The organism is Luteibacter sp. UNCMF331Sha3.1 (genome assembly GCF_900109915.1).
Taxonomy (GTDB): Bacteria; Pseudomonadota; Gammaproteobacteria; order Xanthomonadales; family Rhodanobacteraceae; genus Luteibacter.
This window is the reverse complement of the sequence record NZ_FOBU01000002.1, coordinates 713,154-731,550: the sequence shown is the minus strand read 5'-3', so window position 1 is coordinate 731,550 and position 18,397 is coordinate 713,154. Positions and strand designations below refer to the sequence as shown.

At 68.1% G+C, this 18,397-nt stretch carries 18 protein-coding genes; 6 read left to right on the top strand and 12 right to left on the bottom strand.

Translation table 11 applies throughout. The features are described from left to right. Positions 1–81: 81 nt before the first annotated feature. Positions 82–2,826 (top strand): aconitate hydratase AcnA, encoded by a 2,745-nt coding sequence (gene acnA / locus BMX32_RS11610; protein ID WP_089979043.1) that lies wholly within the window; start codon positions 82–84, stop codon positions 2,824–2,826. Between the two features lie 53 nt (positions 2,827–2,879). Here the strand turns inward: acnA and BMX32_RS11605 are convergent, their stop codons facing one another. Then, complete coding sequence (locus BMX32_RS11605; protein WP_244511511.1) at positions 2,880–3,311, bottom strand: hypothetical protein; 432 nt, start codon at positions 3,309–3,311, stop codon at positions 2,880–2,882. A 126-nt stretch (positions 3,312–3,437) separates the two neighbouring features. Here BMX32_RS11605 and BMX32_RS11600 point away from each other — a divergent pair, with 126 nt between their 5' ends. Beyond that, positions 3,438–5,126 (top strand): AMP-binding protein, encoded by a 1,689-nt coding sequence (locus BMX32_RS11600; protein ID WP_089979040.1) that lies wholly within the window; start codon positions 3,438–3,440, stop codon positions 5,124–5,126. A gap of 77 nt (positions 5,127–5,203) precedes the next feature. Here BMX32_RS11600 and BMX32_RS11595 read toward each other — a convergent pair whose 3' ends face one another. Together BMX32_RS11595 and dinB are read right to left on the bottom strand one after the other, a co-directional pair. Continuing rightward, on the bottom strand, positions 5,204–5,560 hold the full coding sequence (locus BMX32_RS11595; protein ID WP_089980249.1) for a PilZ domain-containing protein: 357 nt from the start codon (positions 5,558–5,560) through the stop codon (positions 5,204–5,206). Between the two features lie 134 nt (positions 5,561–5,694). After that, positions 5,695–6,882, bottom strand: coding sequence for a DNA polymerase IV (dinB, locus tag BMX32_RS11590; RefSeq protein ID WP_089979038.1), 1,188 nt, complete (start codon positions 6,880–6,882; stop codon positions 5,695–5,697). Between the two features lie 394 nt (positions 6,883–7,276). On the opposite strand from dinB, the gene BMX32_RS11585 reads away from it, so the two are divergent. The 4 genes from BMX32_RS11585 to arsC all read left to right on the top strand — a co-directional run bounded on the left by BMX32_RS11585 (position 7,277) and on the right by arsC (position 10,892). Next, the gene (locus BMX32_RS11585) at positions 7,277–8,083 is read left to right on the top strand and encodes a segregation and condensation protein A (RefSeq protein ID WP_211664236.1); all 807 of its coding nucleotides are present in this window, start codon (positions 7,277–7,279) and stop codon (positions 8,081–8,083) included. A 102-nt stretch (positions 8,084–8,185) separates the two neighbouring features. Continuing rightward, positions 8,186–9,028, top strand: coding sequence for an SMC-Scp complex subunit ScpB (gene scpB / locus BMX32_RS11580; RefSeq protein WP_089979032.1), 843 nt, complete (start codon positions 8,186–8,188; stop codon positions 9,026–9,028). After that, positions 9,025–10,551 carry a pseudouridine synthase gene (locus BMX32_RS11575; protein WP_089979029.1) on the top strand — a complete coding sequence of 509 codons (1,527 nt, stop codon included), beginning with the start codon at positions 9,025–9,027 and terminating at the stop codon, positions 10,549–10,551. Before scpB ends, BMX32_RS11575 begins: the two co-directional genes overlap by 4 nt. Before the next feature lie 5 nt (positions 10,552–10,556). Next, positions 10,557–10,892, top strand: coding sequence for an arsenate reductase (glutaredoxin) (gene arsC, locus BMX32_RS11570; RefSeq protein ID WP_211664209.1), 336 nt, complete (start codon positions 10,557–10,559; stop codon positions 10,890–10,892). Positions 10,893–11,002: 110 nt separating this feature from the next. On the opposite strand, the gene hisIE is transcribed toward arsC, so the two are convergent. The 9 genes from hisIE to BMX32_RS11525 are packed head-to-tail and all read right to left on the bottom strand — an operon-like array spanning position 11,003 to position 18,341. Then, entirely contained in the window at positions 11,003–11,608 is a 606-nt protein-coding gene (gene hisIE / locus BMX32_RS11565; protein WP_089979023.1) for a bifunctional phosphoribosyl-AMP cyclohydrolase/phosphoribosyl-ATP diphosphatase HisIE, read from the bottom strand. Continuing rightward, a complete protein-coding gene (gene hisF / locus BMX32_RS11560; RefSeq protein WP_089979020.1) occupies positions 11,605–12,375 on the bottom strand; it encodes an imidazole glycerol phosphate synthase subunit HisF in 771 nt (256 codons plus the stop codon). The genes hisIE and hisF overlap by 4 nt, the downstream gene beginning before the upstream one ends. Further along, positions 12,369–13,121 carry a 1-(5-phosphoribosyl)-5-[(5-phosphoribosylamino)methylideneamino]imidazole-4-carboxamide isomerase gene (hisA, locus tag BMX32_RS11555; protein ID WP_089979017.1) on the bottom strand — a complete coding sequence of 251 codons (753 nt, stop codon included), beginning with the start codon at positions 13,119–13,121 and terminating at the stop codon, positions 12,369–12,371. The genes hisF and hisA overlap by 7 nt, the downstream gene beginning before the upstream one ends. Then, the gene (hisH, locus tag BMX32_RS11550) at positions 13,118–13,708 is read right to left on the bottom strand and encodes an imidazole glycerol phosphate synthase subunit HisH (protein ID WP_089979014.1); all 591 of its coding nucleotides are present in this window, start codon (positions 13,706–13,708) and stop codon (positions 13,118–13,120) included. Before hisH ends, hisA begins: the two co-directional genes overlap by 4 nt. Continuing rightward, positions 13,708–14,772, bottom strand: a complete 1,065-nt coding sequence (gene hisB, locus BMX32_RS11545) for a bifunctional histidinol-phosphatase/imidazoleglycerol-phosphate dehydratase HisB (protein WP_089979011.1) — start codon at positions 14,770–14,772, stop codon at positions 13,708–13,710. The genes hisH and hisB overlap by 1 nt, the downstream gene beginning before the upstream one ends. Continuing rightward, the gene (hisC, locus tag BMX32_RS11540) at positions 14,769–15,833 is read right to left on the bottom strand and encodes a histidinol-phosphate transaminase (protein WP_089979008.1); all 1,065 of its coding nucleotides are present in this window, start codon (positions 15,831–15,833) and stop codon (positions 14,769–14,771) included. The genes hisB and hisC overlap by 4 nt, the downstream gene beginning before the upstream one ends. Beyond that, positions 15,830–17,137, bottom strand: a complete 1,308-nt coding sequence (gene hisD / locus BMX32_RS11535; RefSeq protein ID WP_089979005.1) for a histidinol dehydrogenase — start codon at positions 17,135–17,137, stop codon at positions 15,830–15,832. The genes hisC and hisD overlap by 4 nt, the downstream gene beginning before the upstream one ends. Then, positions 17,134–18,027 (bottom strand): ATP phosphoribosyltransferase, encoded by an 894-nt coding sequence (gene hisG, locus BMX32_RS11530; RefSeq protein WP_089979003.1) that lies wholly within the window; start codon positions 18,025–18,027, stop codon positions 17,134–17,136. The genes hisD and hisG overlap by 4 nt, the downstream gene beginning before the upstream one ends. Then, the gene (locus BMX32_RS11525; protein WP_089979000.1) at positions 18,024–18,341 is read right to left on the bottom strand and encodes a YerC/YecD family TrpR-related protein; all 318 of its coding nucleotides are present in this window, start codon (positions 18,339–18,341) and stop codon (positions 18,024–18,026) included. The genes hisG and BMX32_RS11525 overlap by 4 nt, the downstream gene beginning before the upstream one ends. Positions 18,342–18,397: the final 56 nt, after the last annotated feature.

Here is an 18,397-nt window from a genome sequence, read left to right as displayed (position 1 = left end):
GCGCGATAATCGACGCCTTTGGACGGCCCATCACCGGTCGCCCGGCCTCCCCAGCAAAGAACGTCACGCCAGGAGTACAGCATGAAAGACTCGTTCTCGGTACGAGACAGCATCGAAGTCAACGGCAAGCGCCACAGCATCGCCAGCCTGGCCAAGTTCGGCGCAAAATTCGACATCAAGCGCCTGCCCTTCTCGATGAAGATCCTCCTGGAGAACCTCCTCCGCCACGAAGACGGCGTGAACGTCACGGCGAAGGAAATCGAGGCCGTCGCCAACTGGGACGCCAAGGCCGAGCCGGACACCGAGATCTCGTTCATGCCCGCCCGCGTCGTCCTCCAGGATTTCACCGGCGTGCCCTGCGTGGTCGACCTCGCCGCCATGCGCGACGCCGTCGCGAAGCTCGGCGGCGACCCGAACCGCATCAACCCGCTGGCGCCCGCCGAACTGGTCATCGATCACTCGGTGCAGGTCGACGCCTTCGGTTCCGAATCCGCCCTCGAGAAGAACGTCGAGATCGAATTCGAGCGCAACCAGGAGCGTTACTCGTTCCTGCGCTGGGGCCAGAAAGCCTTCAACAACTTCAAGGTCGTGCCGCCGCGCACGGGCATCGTCCACCAAGTGAACCTCGAGAACCTGGCGCGCGTCGTGTTCGTCAATGAGGAAGGCGGCGAATCCTTCGCCTATCCGGACAGCGTGTTCGGAACCGACTCGCACACCACGATGATCAACGGCATCGGCGTGCTGGGCTGGGGCGTGGGCGGTATCGAAGCCGAAGCCGCCATGCTCGGCCAGCCGTCGTCCATGCTGATCCCGCAGGTCGTCGGCTTCCGCCTCACGGGCAAGCTGCCGGAAGGCGTGACCGCCACCGACCTCGTGCTGACCGTCACCCAGATGCTGCGCAAGCTCGGCGTCGTCGGCAAGTTCGTCGAGTTCTTCGGCAATGGCCTGCAGAACCTGCCGCTCGCCGACCGCGCGACGATCGCCAACATGGCCCCGGAATACGGCGCCACCTGCGGCATCTTCCCGATCGACCAGGAAGCCCTGAACTACCTGCACCTGTCCGGTCGCGACGACGCGCAGATCAAGCTGGTCGAGACCTACGCGAAGGCGCAGGGCCTGTGGCACGACGCCAACTCGCCGGAGCCGGAGTTCACCACCGTGCTCGAGCTCGACCTCGCCGACGTTCGTCCGTCGATGGCCGGCCCGAAGCGCCCGCAGGACCGCGTGCTGCTCGAAGGCGTGCAGCAGAGCTTCCTCGACGTCGTCGGTCCGCTCACCGCGAACCGCAAGGTGCGCAACGGTGACGTCACCCGCTTCAGCAACGAAGGCGGCGGCACGGCCATCGGCAACGAAGCCAACGGCATCAACGACGAAGGCGTGCTGGTCAGCAAGGACGGCAAGGACTTCCGCATCAACGACGGCTCGGTGGTCATCGCCGCCATCACGTCGTGCACCAACACGTCCAACCCGGCCGTGATGCTCGCCGCCGGCCTCGTCGCCAAGAAGGCCGCCGCGCGTGGCCTGACGTCGAAGCCGTGGGTCAAGCCGTCGCTCGGACCGGGCTCGCTCGTCGTCACCGAATACCTCAAGAAGACCGGCCTGCTCGAGGAACTGGAGAAGGTCAACTTCTACGTCGTCGGTTACGGCTGCACCACTTGCATCGGCAACTCCGGTCCGCTGCCGGCGGAAATCAGCAAGGGCATCGCCGAGGGCGACCTGGCCGTGGCGTCGGTGCTGTCGGGTAACCGCAACTTCGAAGGTCGCGTGCATCCCGAAGTGAAGATGAACTACCTGGCGTCGCCGCCGCTGGTGGTCGCCTACGCTCTCGCCGGCACGCTGAACATCGACCTGACCAAGGACGCGCTCGGCACGGGCAGCGATGGCCAGCCGGTCTACCTGAAGGACATCTGGCCGAGCAACCAGGAGATCTCCGACCTCATCGCCACCGCGATCAACCCGGAGATGTTCAAGGACGCCTATGCCGACGTGTTCAAGGGCGACAGCCGCTGGAACCAGATCGCCTCGCCGGACGGCCAGACGTATGCCTGGGACGATTCCACGTACATCAAGAACCCGCCCTACTTCGACGGCATGTCCGCCGAGGCCGGCACCATCGAAGACATCCACGGCGCGCGCGCCATGGGCATCTTCGGCGACTCGATCACCACCGACCACATCTCGCCGGCCGGCTCGATCAAGAAGGACAGCCCGGCAGGCCGCTTCCTGATCTCGAAGGGCGTGGAGCCGAAGGACTTCAACTCCTACGGCTCGCGTCGCGGCAACGACGACGTGATGGTCCGCGGCACGTTCGCCAACATCCGCATCAAGAACCTGATGCTCGACAACGTCGAAGGCGGCTACACGAAGTACGTGCCGACCGGCGAGCAGATGGCGATCTACGACGCCGCCATGAAGTACAAGGCCGACGGCACCCCGCTGGTTGTGATGGCCGGCAAGGAATACGGCACGGGTTCGTCGCGCGACTGGGCGGCCAAGGGCACGCTGCTGCTGGGCGTGAAGGCCGTGATCGCCGAGAGCTTCGAGCGCATCCATCGCTCCAACCTGGTCGGCATGGGCGTGCTGCCCTGCCAGTTCCTGGAAGGCGAGAACGCGCAGACGCTCGGCCTCACCGGCGACGAAACGTTCGACATCACCGGCCTGGAAGGCGGCGAGTCGAAGCGCGCCACCGTCACGGCGACGCGTGCCGATGGTTCGGTCAAGTCGTTCACCGTGAAGGTGCTGCTGCTGACGCCGAAGGAACGCGAGTTCTTCCGCCACGGCGGCATCCTGCAGTACGTGCTTCGTCAGCTGGCCAAGGCCGCCTGATAAGAAAGCCCCGGGAAACCGGGGCTTTTTTCATGGTCTGGTGGGAGCCAGGATCAGAGCGCGCGTTTCCAGCTCGCCGTGAAGCACCGCCACTCGCCACCCTCCTTCCGCCATCCGGTCTCGACCGAATAGGCCCCCGCGTTATCGGGCAGCACGCCCGCACCCGCCGTCAGCGTCACGGTGAACGTCGCGATCATCCGCTCGCCACGACGTTCGACATCCACCGGCCCCATCAGCACGTGCACCTTCTGCCCGCGCACGGCATGGATGCGCACGAGGTTCGCCAGCGACCGCCGGTCGAGCTGACCGCCGTTGCCGTCGAAATCCTCCGTGAGCGCTTCGACCGTATCCCCCGCCTTCGCCGCTTCGGCGGCTTCCGCGGTCGCACCGATGGCGTCGCGGACGCGCTGTTCGTCGGGGGCATGGCGACAGCCGGCCAGCGCGGTGAGCACCAGGAACATCGTGAGGGAAGCGACCTTCATCATGCCGTTTTTGTCCTTGCTTTTTGCGTTGCAATGCGGCTTGCCGCTATACGCGAGCGTATGCTCCAATGCCTCGATCGCGGGACGAGGGCGTCGCGCGAACGTTACCTTCTGGAGTGCGTCCGATTCATGAGCATTGAGCGTCCGTGGCTTGACCACTACCCGGCCGGCATCCCCGCCGACATCGACGTCAACGCGTACCGCTCCGTGGCGGCCGTCTTCGAAGAGTCCTTTGAGAAATTTCGTGACCGCCCCGCGTTCTCGAACTTCGGCAAGGTGCTCACCTACGGCGAAGTCGACGAGCTCTCCCGCGCCTTCGCGGGCTTCCTCTCCGGCGAGCTCGGCCTGAAGAAGGGCGACCGCTTCGCGATCATGCTGCCGAACCTGCTGCAGTACCCGATCGCCCTCTTCGGCGCGCTCCGTCTCGGTCTGACGGTAGTGAACACGAATCCGCTGTATACCGCGCGCGAACTGCATCACCAACTGGAAGATTCGGGCGCGAAGGCGCTGCTGGTGCTCGACAATTTCGCCGCCACCGCGCAGAAGTCGCTCGACGGCACCAAGGTCGACCACGTCATCACCACGGCGGTCGGCGACATGGTCGGCTTCCCGAAGGGCAACATCATCAACTTCGTGGTGAAGAACATCCGCAAGGAGGTTCCGCCGTTCAGCCTGCCGAAGGAAACCCGCTTCAGGGACGCCCTCGCGCGCGGCAAGGCGCACACGATCCCCGTGGCGGACGTGGGCCACGACGATATCGCCTTCCTGCAATACACCGGCGGCACCACCGGCGTGGCCAAGGGCGCCATGCTCACCCACCGCAACATGATCGCGAACATGCTCCAGGCCGACGCCTGGATCAGCGGCGCGGCCACGGCGGGCGAAGAAATCATCGTCACGGCGCTGCCGCTGTACCACATCTTCTCGCTCACGGCGAACGGACTGGTGTTCACGCGCATGGGCGCGATGAACCTCCTGATCACCAACCCGCGCGACATGAAGGGCTTCGTGAAGGAGCTCTCGAAAGAGAAGTTCACCGCCATCACGGGCGTCAACACCCTGTTCAATGGCCTGCTCAACACGCCGGGTTTCGCGGACCTCGACTTCTCGCGCCTGCACCTGTCGCTCGGCGGCGGCATGGCCGTGCAGCGCAGCGTGGCCGAGCGCTGGAAGAAGACGACCGGCGTCACGCTTGCCGAGGCCTACGGCCTGACCGAGACCTCCCCGGCTGCATGCATCAATCCGCTCGACCTGAAGGAATACAACGGCTCCATCGGTCTGCCCATTCCGTCGACGTACGTACAGATCTGGTCCGACGATGGCACGGTGCTGCCGGTGGGTGAAGCGGGCGAGCTGTGCATCAAGGGCCCGCAGGTGATGAAGGGCTACTGGGGCCGCCCCGACGAGACCGCGAAGGTGCTCGACGCGAATGGCTGGCTGCGCACGGGCGACATCGCGAAGATGGACGCCAACGGCTATGTCTACATCGTCGACCGCAAGAAGGACATGATCCTCGTCTCGGGCTTCAACGTGTACCCGAACGAGATCGAGGACATCGTCATGCGCCACCCCGGCGTGGGCGAAGTCGCGGCCGTCGGCATCGACGACGAGCACTCCGGCGAAGTGGTGAAGCTGTTCGTGGTGCGCAAGGACCCGGCGCTGACCGTCGAAGCGCTGAAGGAGTATTGCCGCGAGAACCTCACGGGCTACAAACGCCCGAAGCAGATCGAGTTCCGCGACGCGCTGCCCAAGACCAACGTGGGCAAGATCCTGCGTCGCGAACTGCGCGACGAAGAGCGGAAGAAGGCCAGGGCCTGACAGAGGCCGCGATCGGGGCTTGCCGCAAGCCCCATCGCGCGCCAGCGCGCTCCCACTCGATCCACGGCACATCGGCGCTATTCGTCCTGCCAGGCCTCGAGCGTATCGGCATACCCACCCAGCAGTTCCCACAGCGAGGCCTGCTTGTCTTCGGGAATGAGGGTGTAGGCCATGCCGATCTGGCGCGCGGAGACGCGCGCGACCGAGGCCTCCAGATGGATGTGGAGGTCGTGTCCGAAGATCATGTCGAGGATCCAGGTCTGGCCGGGCTCGCCCCGCCAGCCGAGCGGGCGCCGCAGCAACGCGCCGGTGGCCGAAATGTCCACCAGATCCGTCGGGTGCGCCTCGCCGCCACGGCTCATGAGCACCGCGGTCTGTACCCGCATGCGCGCATGGCGATAGCGCGTATGCGCGTCGTCCTTGTCACTCGACATCACGTCCTCCATCCAACCCGAAATCCCGTCCCTGCCTGTCGTGACCGCCATGGTCACACCTCGCGAAGCTTACGTTCCGTGTCACAAACGGACACATTAGCGCAGGTCGAGGTTCCGCTTACCAGCGAAAGCGTTCACTCGCTGCCGCGCGTCTTCAGCACACCCGCGCGAACCAGCGCCCCGGCGCCGAAGCGCCCGTTGATCATGTCCTGCACGCCGTCGGAGCGCTTATCCGTCGCGGGCGTGGCGAACATGTCCTGCTGCTCGTCGCCGCGCCGCGCATCGAAGCCCGACAGCGTCACGCCCAGCAGGCGAAGCCTCGGGCGGGGATGCTGGTTCCACCAGACCTGAAGCAAACGTCGTGCCACGGCGTAGATGTCCGGCGTGGCGTTTCCGGTCACCGGCATCTGGGCCTGGCGACTGTGGGTGACGAAGGGCGGTTCGCGAAGCTTCACGGAAACGGTGCGCGCCTCGACACCCCGCGCACGCGCGCGGGCGCCCACTTTCTCGCACTGACGCAGGAGCCACGCCTCGGCGGTGCCGAGGTCCTCGAGGTCGTATTCGAAGGTCCACTCCGAGCCGATCGACACCTCGGGCGCGTCGGTCACCACCGGCCGCCGGTCATCGCCACGGCACAGCTGGCGCAGCTGGGCGGCATGTCGCTCGCCGACCGCGCGATTCAGTCGCCAGTCGTCCGCCTGCATGAGATCGGCGATGGTCCGGATGCCGACTTTGTGCAGCGCTTCTTCGGCGACCTTGCCCACCGTCCACATGCGCCCGACGGGGAGCGGATCCAGGTAGCCGCGCACCTGGTCCGGCGCGATCGCGAGGAATCCGTCCGGCTTCGACAGCTCGCTCGCCAGCTTCGCCAGGAGCTTGTTCTGCGCCATGCCGACGGAGGCGTTCAGGCCCGTGCGCTCGCGGATCGCGTCCTTCACCCGGCGCCCGATCGCCTCCACGGAGTGGAACAGCCGCAGACTGGCGGTGACATCGAGGAAGGCCTCGTCGAGCGACAGGCCCTCGATCATCGGGGTCACCTCGGCGAACACGCCGAAGACGACCTCCGAGATCGCCGCGTAGCGGTCGTGGCGCGGATAGATGTAGACGCCGTCCGGGCAGCGCCGGCGGGCCTCCGACGTCGCCATCGCCGACCGCACGCCGTACTTGCGCGCCTCGTAGTTGGCGGTGGAGACCACCCCGCGCCGACCGAGGCCGGCGACGATCACCGGCTTGCCCACGAGCGAGGGATCGTCCAGCTCTTCCACGGACGCGTAGAAGGCGTCCATGTCGACGTGGATGATGGCGCGCGGAGCCTGCTGCATGACGTGTATTGTGCCGTAACGTCGGGGCCCCGGGAGGACCCGCCGCTGGACTTGCGCAGGCGCAGGCGATACCCTGTATGTCAATCGGGTGAACTTTTTCGGGCGTCGCGCCCTCACCGGTCCGTTTCACGAGGACCGGCCGCGCTCTGCTCCCGACGTTCCTTCACATACGGTGACCCTCCTGGGGTGTCCTGGGGCATGCCTTTCGCTCGTCGGCGACGATGCGTGGCGTGCCGGGCGAGGTGGCGGTACAGCCGCCGGACGGCATCGATTGTTGCGTTCCCGGTCGCACTCGCGACCCTTCTGACGTGTGCCGATGACTAACGAGACAACCGAAGTCCAGGTGGTCGAAAAATCGCAGGGTGCCTTCGCGGGTATCCCACAGCAGCAGGAAATGCCACTCGCGCTCGTGCGCGGGCAGCCCGTGCTGCAGATGCCGCAGGACCTGTACATCCCGCCGGACGCGCTCGAAGTCATCCTCGAATCGTTCGAAGGGCCGCTGGACCTGCTGCTTTACCTGATCCGCAGGCAGAACCTCGACATCCTCGACATCCCTGTCGCCGAAATCACCCGGCAGTACATGGATTACATCGACATGATGCGCGAGGTGATGCGGCTGGAGCTGGCGGCGGAATACCTGCTGATGGCCGCGATCCTCGCGGAGATCAAATCCAGGCTGCTGCTGCCCCGGCCGCCGGCCGAGGAAGGCGTCGAGGACGATCCCCGCGCCGAGCTCGTCCGTCGCCTGCAGGAATACGAACGCTTCAAGAGAGCCGCGGCCGATATCGACGAACTGCCGCGACTGGAACGCGACACCACCGTGGTCCATGCCTTCGTCGGCGAGCACAACGTGGTACGCGTGCCACCCCCGCTGGACCTGAAGGAACTGCTGCTCGCGCTCAAGGACGTGCTCAACCGTGCCGATCTGTTCACGCACCACGCGATCCAGCGCGAGCCGCTCAGCGTCCGCCAGCGCATGGGCGACCTGCTCAGCTCGCTGAGCGAAACGCACGGGTTCCGCCGCTTCGAGACATTGTTCGACATCAGTGAAGGCCGGCTCGGCGTCGTGGTCACGTTCCTGGCCATGCTCGAACTGGCGAAGGAAATGCTCGTCGAGATCGTGCAGGAAGAAGCCCTCGGGCCGATCTACCTGAAGACGAAGATCCACACGGAGGCCGCGCCGGAAGAAGCGCTCGCCTGACGGCCCCACGAGGGGCACGACACCGGGGACGTCGCGGGAGCGACCTTCCCCCGTCACGAACCGACCGATCCGCGCCATGAGCGCGCGGCACACATAGGGCCTATGCATCCCGAACAACTCAAACCCATCGTGGAAGCGGCGCTGCTGGCGTCGACCCAGCCGATGACGATCGCCCAGCTGAAGGCGATTTTCGGCGAGGACGAAGAGGTCGGTACGGACGAACTGAAGCAGACGCTGGATGCGCTGGCCGCGGATTGCGAAGGTCGCGGCGTCGAGCTGCTGGAAGTCGCGTCGGGCTGGCGTTACCAGGTACGCCGCGAGGTGCACGGGTGGGTGTCGCGCATGTGGGCCGAGAAGCCCAGCCGCTATTCGCGCGCCCTCCTCGAGACGCTGGCGCTCATCGCCTACCGCCAGCCGATCACGCGCCCCGAGATCGAACAGATCCGCGGCGTGGTGGTGTCCTCCAGCATCGTGAAGACGCTGGAAGAACGTGAATGGATCCGCGTGGTGGGTTACCGCGACGTCCCGGGCAAGCCCGCGCTGTTCGGCACCACCCGCACCTTCCTCGACTACTTCAACCTGAAGTCGCTCGACGCCCTGCCCCCGCTCTCCGAAATCCGCGACCTGGAAGAACTGAACCCGCAGATGCGCCTCGAAGGCGACGGGGTTCCGCTCTCGGCGCGGGTCGCGCTGCCGGACGTGCCGAACGACGACGAAAGCCCCGCGAATACCCCAGACACCGATGATGTCGCGGCCTCGCCCGCGACGATCGAAGACACCGCCGCCAAGACGACGCCCGATGAGGGCGATACCGTCGACGCCGCGAACCAGCTGCCAGACGGCGACGATGTCGCCGCGGCTTCCCACACTGCCGACGAGGCAGAGAACCCCCAGGGCGACGTCGAAGACGACGCCGAGAAAGATACCGAGGAGTCACGCGCATGAATGCGCCCCAGCGATCCCTGCTCAAACTGAAGCGCGGTGGCGATGCCACCGACACCCCCACCCCGCAGCTCGAAGAACGCCTGCACAAGGTGCTCGCCAACGCCGGACTCGGCTCGCGCCGGATGCTCGAACAGCGCATCCAGGCCGGCGAAGTCGAAGTGAACGGCACGGTCGCCACGATCGGCGCCAGCGTGCACGCCGGCGATCGCGTGGTGCTCGACGCGAAGCAGTTCGTCGTCGCCACCGACAACCGCAGCGACGCGGAAGTGCTGGTCTACCACAAGCCCGAAGGCGTGGTGACCACCCGCGAGGACACCGAAGGCCGTCCCACCGTGTTCGAACAGCTGCCGCGCCTGCGTGGCGCGCGCTGGGTCGCCGTGGGCCGCCTCGACATCAACACCACCGGCCTGCTCCTGCTCACGACCGACGGCGAACTCGCCAACGCGCTGATGCACCCCAAGAGCGGCCTCGAGCGCGAATACCTGTGCCGCGTGCACGGCGAAGTGCCCGATGAAGTCATCGAACGCCTCAAGGCCGGCGTGGAGCTCGAAGACGGCCCCGCGCGCTTCGACGAGATCGCCGTCATCAGCCGCGGCGGCAGCCACAGCTGGTTCCGCGTGACGATCCGCGAAGGCCGCAACCGCGAAGTCCGCCGCCTGTGGGATTCGCAGGGCTTCCTCGTCAGCCGCCTGAAGCGCATCCGCTACGGCACCGTGGAACTGCCGCGCGCCCTGCGCCGCGGCGATTGCGAATCGCTCGACGAAACCGCGATCAAGGAACTCCGCGAGCGCGCCGGTCTCGGCGCACCCGCGCCGGTCCTCACGCTCAGCGCCGTGGTGCACCAGCGCCGCGCACCGCGCCACGTCACGGAATACCGTCCGGACGGACGCGCGGCAGGCGCATGGAGTTCCGCGCGTCACGACGAAGCCCGCGAGCTCACCGCGTTCGATCGCCTGCGCGACGACAATCCGCGCGGCGGCCGGGGTGGTCGTCAGGGCGCCCCCGGTGGCCGTGGTGGTCAGGGCGGTCGCGGCGGTCAGGGCGGCGGCGGTCCGCGTCGCGAAGTGAACGGCAACGTCGCGCGTCCGGAGCGTGGCGCCGGTGGCCAGGGCGGTCGTTCGCGTCGCGTGGCACCGGGTCAGGAACTCCCGTCGATCCGCACGTGGTTCGCGGGCGACAGCCGCACCGGTGGCGGCAACGCGGCCGGCAACAGCACGGGCAACCGTAGCGGCGGCGCCGGACGTCCGGCCGGTCGCGGTGGCAACGCCGGCGGCAACCGCGCGCCGGGCCAGGGCCCGGGTCGCGCGGATGGCAATCGCGCGCCCGGCGCGCGCTTCGACGGCGGCGGCAATCGCGCCGGCGGCGGTCGACCGGGCGGCGGCGGCGGTAACCGTGCCGGTGGCGGCCCGCGTCCGGGCGGCAACCGTGGCGGTGGCGGTCGTCCCGGCGGCGGTGGCGGTCGCCCGGGTGGCGGCGGCAACCGTGGCGGCGGTGGCGGTGGCAACCGCGGCGGCAATCGCTGAGCCCCGTGCTGACGATCTGGCATAACCCGCGATGCTCGAAATCGCGGGAGGCGCTGGCCTTGCTCGAAGCGCGAGGCCTTTCACCGGTGATCGTGGATTACCAGAAGACGCCGCCCACGGCGGCGGACATCGCGCATGTGCTCGGCCTGCTCGGCATGGCGCCGCGCGATCTGATGCGTAAGGGCGAGGCCGGGTACGCCGACATACCGGCCGATGCCTCGCGCGAGACGCTGATCGCCACGCTGGCGTCGACGCCGAAGCTGATCGAACGGCCGATCGTGATCAACGGCGCGAAAGCGGCCATCGGCCGTCCGCCCGAAGCCGTGCTGGCGATCCTCTAGCAAGCCAAGATGCTGGTGTGGGAGCGCGCTTGCGCGCGAATGGGTGCTTGCCGCGAGCAGCGATTCGCGCGCAAGCGCGCTCCCACAGCTTCTCCCGCAGCTTCGCGGCGCTAGCCGGCGTGTCGCTCCACCAGCTTCGCCGCCACGGCATCGAAACCGATACCCCGCGCGCGCAGCACCACCATCAGATGGAACACCAGGTCGGCGGCTTCGCCGATCAGCGCGGCGTCGTCTTCGGCCACCGCGGCGAGCGCGGTTTCCACGCCCTCCTCGCCCACCTTCTGCGCGATGCGACGAATCCCGCCGTGGAACAACCTCGTGGTGTAACTGCCTTCGGGTCGATCGTCGAAGCGCGACTTCACCAGCGCATCCAGCTCGCCAAGAAAGCCCAGCGGCGGCGCGACATCGCTACCGAAGCAACTCGTGGTGCCCTCATGGCACGTGGGGCCGGCCGGTATCGCGCGCACGAGGAACGTGTCCGCGTCGCAGTCCACGCGCACATCGACGAGAGCGAGCGTGTCGCCCGAGGTCTCGCCCTTGGTCCACAGCCGCTGCTTGCTGCGGCTGAAGAACGTCACGAGACCGAGCTCGCGCGTCTTCGCCAGCGCCGCCTCGTCCATGTAACCCAGCATCAGCACCTCGCCCGTGAGCGCGTGCTGCACGATGGCGGGAAGCAGCCCGCCGCCCTTCGCGAAATCCGGCGTCGCCGCACTCATAGTCTCACCTCGATACCCTGCGCACGCAGGTCGCGCTTCAGCGCGGGAATGGCGATGTCGCCGCTGTGGAAGACACTCGCCGCCAGCGCGGCGTCCACGTCGGCCGCGACGAACGCCTCGGCGAAATGCGCGGCCGTTCCGGCCCCGCCGGACGCCACGAGGGGAACGTGGCAGATGGCACGCGCCGCCGACAGTTGCGCGATGTCGTAACCGCGCCGGACGCCGTCGGTGCCCATGCAGTTGAGCACGATCTCGCCCGCACCCAGCCGCTGGACCTCGTCGATCCACTCGAGCGTGCTCTTGCGCAGCGCGCGCGTACGCGAAGGATCCCCGGTGTACTGGCGCACCCGCCACTCGCCATCGTCGTCCTGCAGGCTGTCCACGCCGACGACGACGCACTGCACGCCGAACGCGTCGGCGATCTCGCGCACGAGTGCCGGACGCTCGAGCGCCGGCGAATTGATCGACACCTTGTCCGCACCCGCGTGCAACACCTCGCGCGCGTCGTCCACGCTGCGAATGCCACCGGCGACACAGAAGGGGATGTCGATCTCGCGCGCGACGCGTTCGACCCAGTCGCGATCGACGCGGCGTCCTTCCGGGCTGGCGGTGATGTCGTAGAAGACCAGTTCGTCGGCGCCTTCGTCGCGGTAGCGCAACGCCAGCTCCACGATTTCGCCGACCACCACGTGGTCGCGAAAGCGCACGCCCTTCACGACCTGACCATCCCGCACGTCGAGACAGGGAACGATGCGCCGGCTCAGCATGTCGCGTCCGCCCTGGCGGCGACGGCGAACGCGTCGCGCAAGCCGAACGCGCCTTCCAGCAGCGCGCGCCCGAGGATGATGCCCGAGACGCCCTGCATGGCGAGCCCCGCGATGTCGTCCAGCGAACTCACGCCGCCCGATGCCTGCACGTCCAATGTCGGTGCGAGCGTCGCGATCTGCCGATAAAGCGCCGCGTTGGGTCCGGTCATGGTGCCGTCGCGATCGATGTCGGTGCACAGGACGTGCCGTGCCCCGCGTGCCTGGTACCACGGCAGCAGATCGTCCAGCGTCAGCGCTTCGTCGGCGGTCCATCCCGCACTCGGCAGTTTCCACACGCCATCGCGGAAGCGCGTATCCAGTGCGAGCACGATACGGTCGGCGCCATAGCGGTCGATCCAGGTTGCGACGGTATCCGGGTCGCGCGACGCGAGGCTGCCGATCACCACGCGCTCCACGCCGGCCGCGAACAAACGGCGCACCCCTTCCTCGTCGCGAATGCCGCCGCCGGCCTGAACCCGCAGGCGGCCCGCCGACGCGATGCCCGCGACGACGGCAAGGTTCTCGAAGCGGCCCGAACGCGCACCGTCGAGGTCGACGACATGCAGCCACGTCGCACCGTCGTCGGCGTAGCTCGCCGCGAGGGCTTCGGGTTCGAACGCGAAGGTGGTCTGCTGCGCGTAGTCGCCCTTGTACAGACGGACGACCCGACCTTCTCGCAGGTCGATGGCGGGAATGGGGAGTGTCATGACAGAAGAAAATTCCGAAGAAGCCGGGCGCCCACGTCCGCCGAACGCTCGGGGTGGAACTGCATGCCCATGAAGTTGCCATGGGCGACGATCGCGGCGAACGCGCCACCATGATCGCTCTCGGCGATCGTCCAGGCGCCGGTGGGCACGGCGTAGCTATGGACGAAGTAGGCGCTGTCGCCGTCGCGCAGGTCGGCGACGAGCGGATGCGTCGTGGTGACGCGCAAGCGATTCCAGCCCATGTGCGGCACGCGAAGACCCGGCGCCTCGGCGAAATGACGGACCGGCGCGGGGATGACACCGAGGCATTCGGTATCGCCCTCTTCCGAACGTTCGCACAGCAGCTGCATGCCGAGGCAGACGCCGAGCACCGGCTGCGTGAGTCCGCGCAGCACGTCGACGAGCCCCGCCTCGCGCAGGCGTCGCATGCCGGGACCGGCCGCGCCGACGCCGGGAAGAATGACGTGGCTCGCCGCGCGGATCGCATCGGCGTCCGATGTCAGCGCGGCATCCGTGCCGAGCCGCTGCAGCGCGTACCGTACGGACCCGATATTGGTCCCACCCGCGTCCACGAGCACCACCGCCATCAGAGCGCTCCCTTCGTGCTCGGCAACTCCTCGCCTTCGCGGCGGATCGCCTGCCGGAGCGTGCGCGCTACCGCCTTGAAACAGCCCTCCACCATGTGGTGCGCGTTGTCGCCGTGCACGGTCAGGTGGAGGTTCGCACCGAGCGTCTCGCACAGCGAGCGGAAGAAGTGCGGCACGAGTTCGGTCGGCACGTCACCCACGCGCTCGCGGGGAAACGTGCCGTCGAAGACGAAGTACGGGCGACCGGAAAGATCGAGTTCGGCGCGTGCGGCGCTTTCGTCCATCGGCAGCGAAAAACCATAGCGGCCGATGCCGCGCTTGTCGCCGAGCGCGTCGCGCAGCGCCTGCCCGAGAGCGAGGGCGGAATCCTCGATGGTGTGGTGTTCGTCGATGTGCGTGTCGCCGTCGCAGCGGAGGCGGAGCGAAAAGCCGCCGTGTTTTCCGATCTGCTCGAGCATGTGGTCGAAGAAACCGAGCCCGGTGTGCACGACCGGATCCTCGATCCGGTCGAGATCGACGTTCACCTGGATCGACGTCTCGCGGGTACGGCGCCGTACCTCGGCGGTACGCGGCGCGTCGAGCAGCGCGTGCGCCACGCCAGCCCAATCGGTGCCTTCCGGCCCGACACGAAAGCCGCGCACGCCCATGTTGGCGGCGAAGGCGAGATCGGTTTCGCGATCGCCGACCATGGCCGATTTCGCGCGGCTCCAGCTGTCGTCGGCGAGCCAGTGCCGCGCCAGGCCCGTGCCCGGCTTCCGCGTGTCGAGGCCCTCATGGGGGAAGCTGCGGTCGATCAGCTGCTCGCGGAACGTGATGCCCTGCGAGGCGAACAGGCGCAGCATCAACGCGTGCGGGCCATCGAAGGCTTCCTGCGGAAACGCGGGCGTGCCCAGCCCATCCTGGTTGGTGACCATCACCAGCTCGTAGCCGGCGGCGACGCAGCGCTGCAGCGCCGCGATCACACCGGGCATCAGGGCAAGCTTTTCGTAGCTGTCGATCTGCTGGTCCGCCGGCTCTTCGATGAGGCAACCGTCGCGGTCGACGAAAAGAATCTTGCGATTCATGCCTCGCCTCCCGTCCGCAACACGGCGAGCACGCGGTCGTTTTCGTTGCCCGTGCCGACCGTGATGCGCAAGGCGTCGCCGAGGCCCGGGTACCTGCCGATATCGCGCACCACGACGCCCGCGGCGAGCAGCCGACGATACGCGCCCGCCGCGTCGTCGAAGCGCACGGCGAGGAAGTTCGCATGCGACGGCAGCACCTCGCGCACGCCGGGCATCGTCGGCAGCGTCTCCAGCATGCGCGCGCGCTCGCCGAGAATCTCCTGAAGATGGTGGCGCTGCACGCGACGACCTTCGTACGAGAGCGCGCCGAGCGCCGCGTCCACGCACGGCGACGGCAGCGGATACGGCGGAATGATCCGCCGTAGCAGGCCGATGACATCGGGGCGCGCGACGAGCGTGCCGACGCGGGCACCCGCCAGCGACCAGGCCTTGGAAAGCGTGCGCAGCACGGCCACGTTCTCGTAGGCGTCGATCAGCGAGATCGCGCTCGGCGCGCGGCTGAACTCCGCATAGGCCTCGTCGACGACGAGCACCGCACGCCCCGTCAGTGCGCGCGCGAGTCCTTCCAGCACGTCGTGGCCCACCAGGTTGCCGGTGGGATTGTTCGGCGTGCAGACGAACACCAGTTTCGTCTCGGGCGTGACGGCGGCGAGCAACGCATCCGGGCGCAGCGCACCGGACGGCTCCAGCGGCGACTCGATCACCGTCGCGCCCTGGATGCGCGCGCAGACGGCGTACATGCCAAAGGTCGGCGGGGAGATCACCACGGCATCCTGCCCCGCGCGACAGAACGCCCGTACGAGCAGGTCGATGGCTTCGTCGCTGCCGCGCGTGGCGAGCACCCGATCCGGCGAGGTCGCATAGAGGTCGGCCAGCGCGTCGATCAGCGCACGCGGCTGGGGATCGGGATAGCGATTGAGTCCCTCGCCGCCGGGAATGTTCGGCGGGCGCGACGACTCGTTGGCGTTGAGCAGCACGGTGCCGCCCTGCGCCTCCATGCGTGCGCTCGAATAGGGCGCGAGGGCGCGAATGTCCGGACGGGCGAGATCGAGGACGCTCATGCGGTCGCATCCATCGCGGCCAGCCGCAGCGTGACGGCGCGGCGGTGCGCTTCGAGCTGCTCGGCCTCGGCGAGCGTCGCCGCGCAGGGACCGATGCGACGAAGGCCGTCGGCGGTGAGTTCCTGCACCGTGACCTGTTTCTGGAAGCTCGCCACCGAGACGCCGCTGTAGCTGCGCGCGTAGCCGTACGTCGGCAACACGTGGTTGCTTCCGCTGCAGTAGTCGCCCACCGACTCGGGCGTCCACTCGCCGAGGAACACCGACCCGGCGGACTCCACGCCGTCGAGCAATGCACGCGGATCGGCCGTCTGGATGATGAGGTGCTCCGGGGCGTAGCGGTTGCTGACGCGAAGCGCCTCGTCGAGATCGTCGACGAGCACGAGCCGACTCTCGCCAAGCGCCTGCGCCGCCACCGCGGCTCGCGGGAGCAAGGCACGCTGCCGCTCCACCTCCGCCTCGACACGATCTAGCAGCCCCGCCGACGGACTGACCAGCAGCACCTGCGAGTCCGGCCCGTGCTCCGCCTGCGACAGCAGATCGGCCGCGACGAATCGCGCGTCGGCGCCATCGTCGGCGATCACCAGCACTTCGGAAGGCCCGGCGGGCATGTCGATCGCGGCGCCGGACGGATCGCCGGCGACCTGGAGTTTCGCTTCCGTGACCCACGCGTTGCCGGGGCCGAAGAGCTTGTCGCACCGTGGCACGGTCGCCGTGCCATACGCCATCGCCGCGATCGCCTGCGCGCCGCCGAGCTTGAACACGCGATGGACGCCCACGGCGCGCGCGGCGAACAGCACCGCGTCGTCGCAGCGGCCGTTCGCCTGCACGGGTGTGCACAGCACCACCTCGCGACAACCGGCGATCGCCGCCGGCACGCCGAGCATCATCGCGGTGGAGGGCAGCGGCGCGCCGCCGGCAGGCACGTAGAGGCCCACGCGACCGATGGCACGCAACACCCGTTCCACGCGAACACCCGGCGCGGTATCGACCGCGACCGGCTGCGGTGCGGCCGCGCGGTGGAACGTGTCGATGCGACCTATCGCGTCGAGTACTGCGCCCTTGAGCTCGGGCGAGAGACGCGCCTCCGCGTCGGCGAATTCCCGCTCTTCCACCGCGAGGGTCGCCAGCGCGACACCGTCGTAGCGCGCGGTGAGTTCCGCGAGCGCGACGTCGCCGCGCGCCCGGACATCGGCCACGATGGCCTCCACGCCAAGGCGGAGCTCGGCGGCGCGCGATTGCGCTGGACGCGCCAGCGCGGCGTCGCGGCCGGATTCGTCGAGCGTCTTCCAGTCGATTCGTTTCATGCCAGCATCTTCTCCACCGGCAGCACCAGCATGTCGCGCGCACCGGCGCGCTTCATGTCTTCCAGCTGCCGCCAGCTCACCGAGCCCGCGCACAGCGCCTGCAACACGACCTGATCCGGCGCGCCGTCGACCGGCGTGAGCGTCGGCACCGGGCCGCCGGGCAGCAGTCGGGTGATGGCGGCCAGCGCGTCGCGCGGCGCCTGCATGAGGATGAGGCGCGAATCGCGCACCTGGATCACGCCGTCCAGCCGACGGAGAAGCAGTTCGGCGATCTCGCCGCGCTCGTCCGATGGCAACTCGCGATGCCCGGCGAGCACGGCCTCGCTCTCCACCACCACGGCGGCTTCGCGCAGCTGGTTGGCGACCAGCGTGGCGCCACTCGAAACGAGGTCGCAGATGGCGTCGGCGGTACCGAGTCGCGGCGCGATCTCGACCGAACCGGCCAGCATCACGACCTTCGCGTCCACCCCGTTCGAACGCAGCCACTCGCCAAGCAAGCCGGGATAGGACGTGGCGATGCGCTGCCCGTCGAGCTGCGCCGGGCCGTCGTAGGCGTCTTCCTGCGGTACGGCGATCGACAGCCGGCAGTGTCCGAAGCCGAGCGAACGCAGCTCGCGCAGATCGGCACCGCTGTCGACGCTGGACAGCTGGAACTCGCGGAGCACGTTGCGGCCGACGATGCCGAGGTCGCAGACGCCTTCGGCGATGAGGCCGGGAATGTCGTCGTCGCGCACCAGCAGGAGGTCGACCGGCTCGCCCTCGCCGAAACAGAACAGCTTGTCGCGGCTCTGGCGAAATTTCAGGCCACACCGCGCCAGCAGTTCCTGCGCCGGCTCCGTGAGCCGGCCGGACTTCTGCATGGCGATGCGCAGGCGGTCCCGCGCCTTCATGCCGCACCGCCGGGATTGCGGCGCGCCGCGGCGGCCATGTAGCCCCCGCTGCCCTGATTGAGGTACCGGGCGACGCGGCCGATAGTGGTGATGCTGACCGAGGTGCGCTCGTGGATCTCGCGGTACGACCGCCCCTCCAGCAAGTGCGGCACCACGCGCCAGCGGTCGACCATGACCTCGATTTCCGCCGGCGTGCAGAGATCGTGCAGGAACGCACGCATCTCGTCGACCGACGAAAGGGCCGCCAGGGCCTCGCAGAGGCTGGTTTCGGCCGAGTCGGCCGGGGTTTCGGGATCGATCGAGCGACGCTTCATAATGTACTAACGCATTAATACGATAACCCATCGTAACCCCCGTCCCGGGGGCGAGG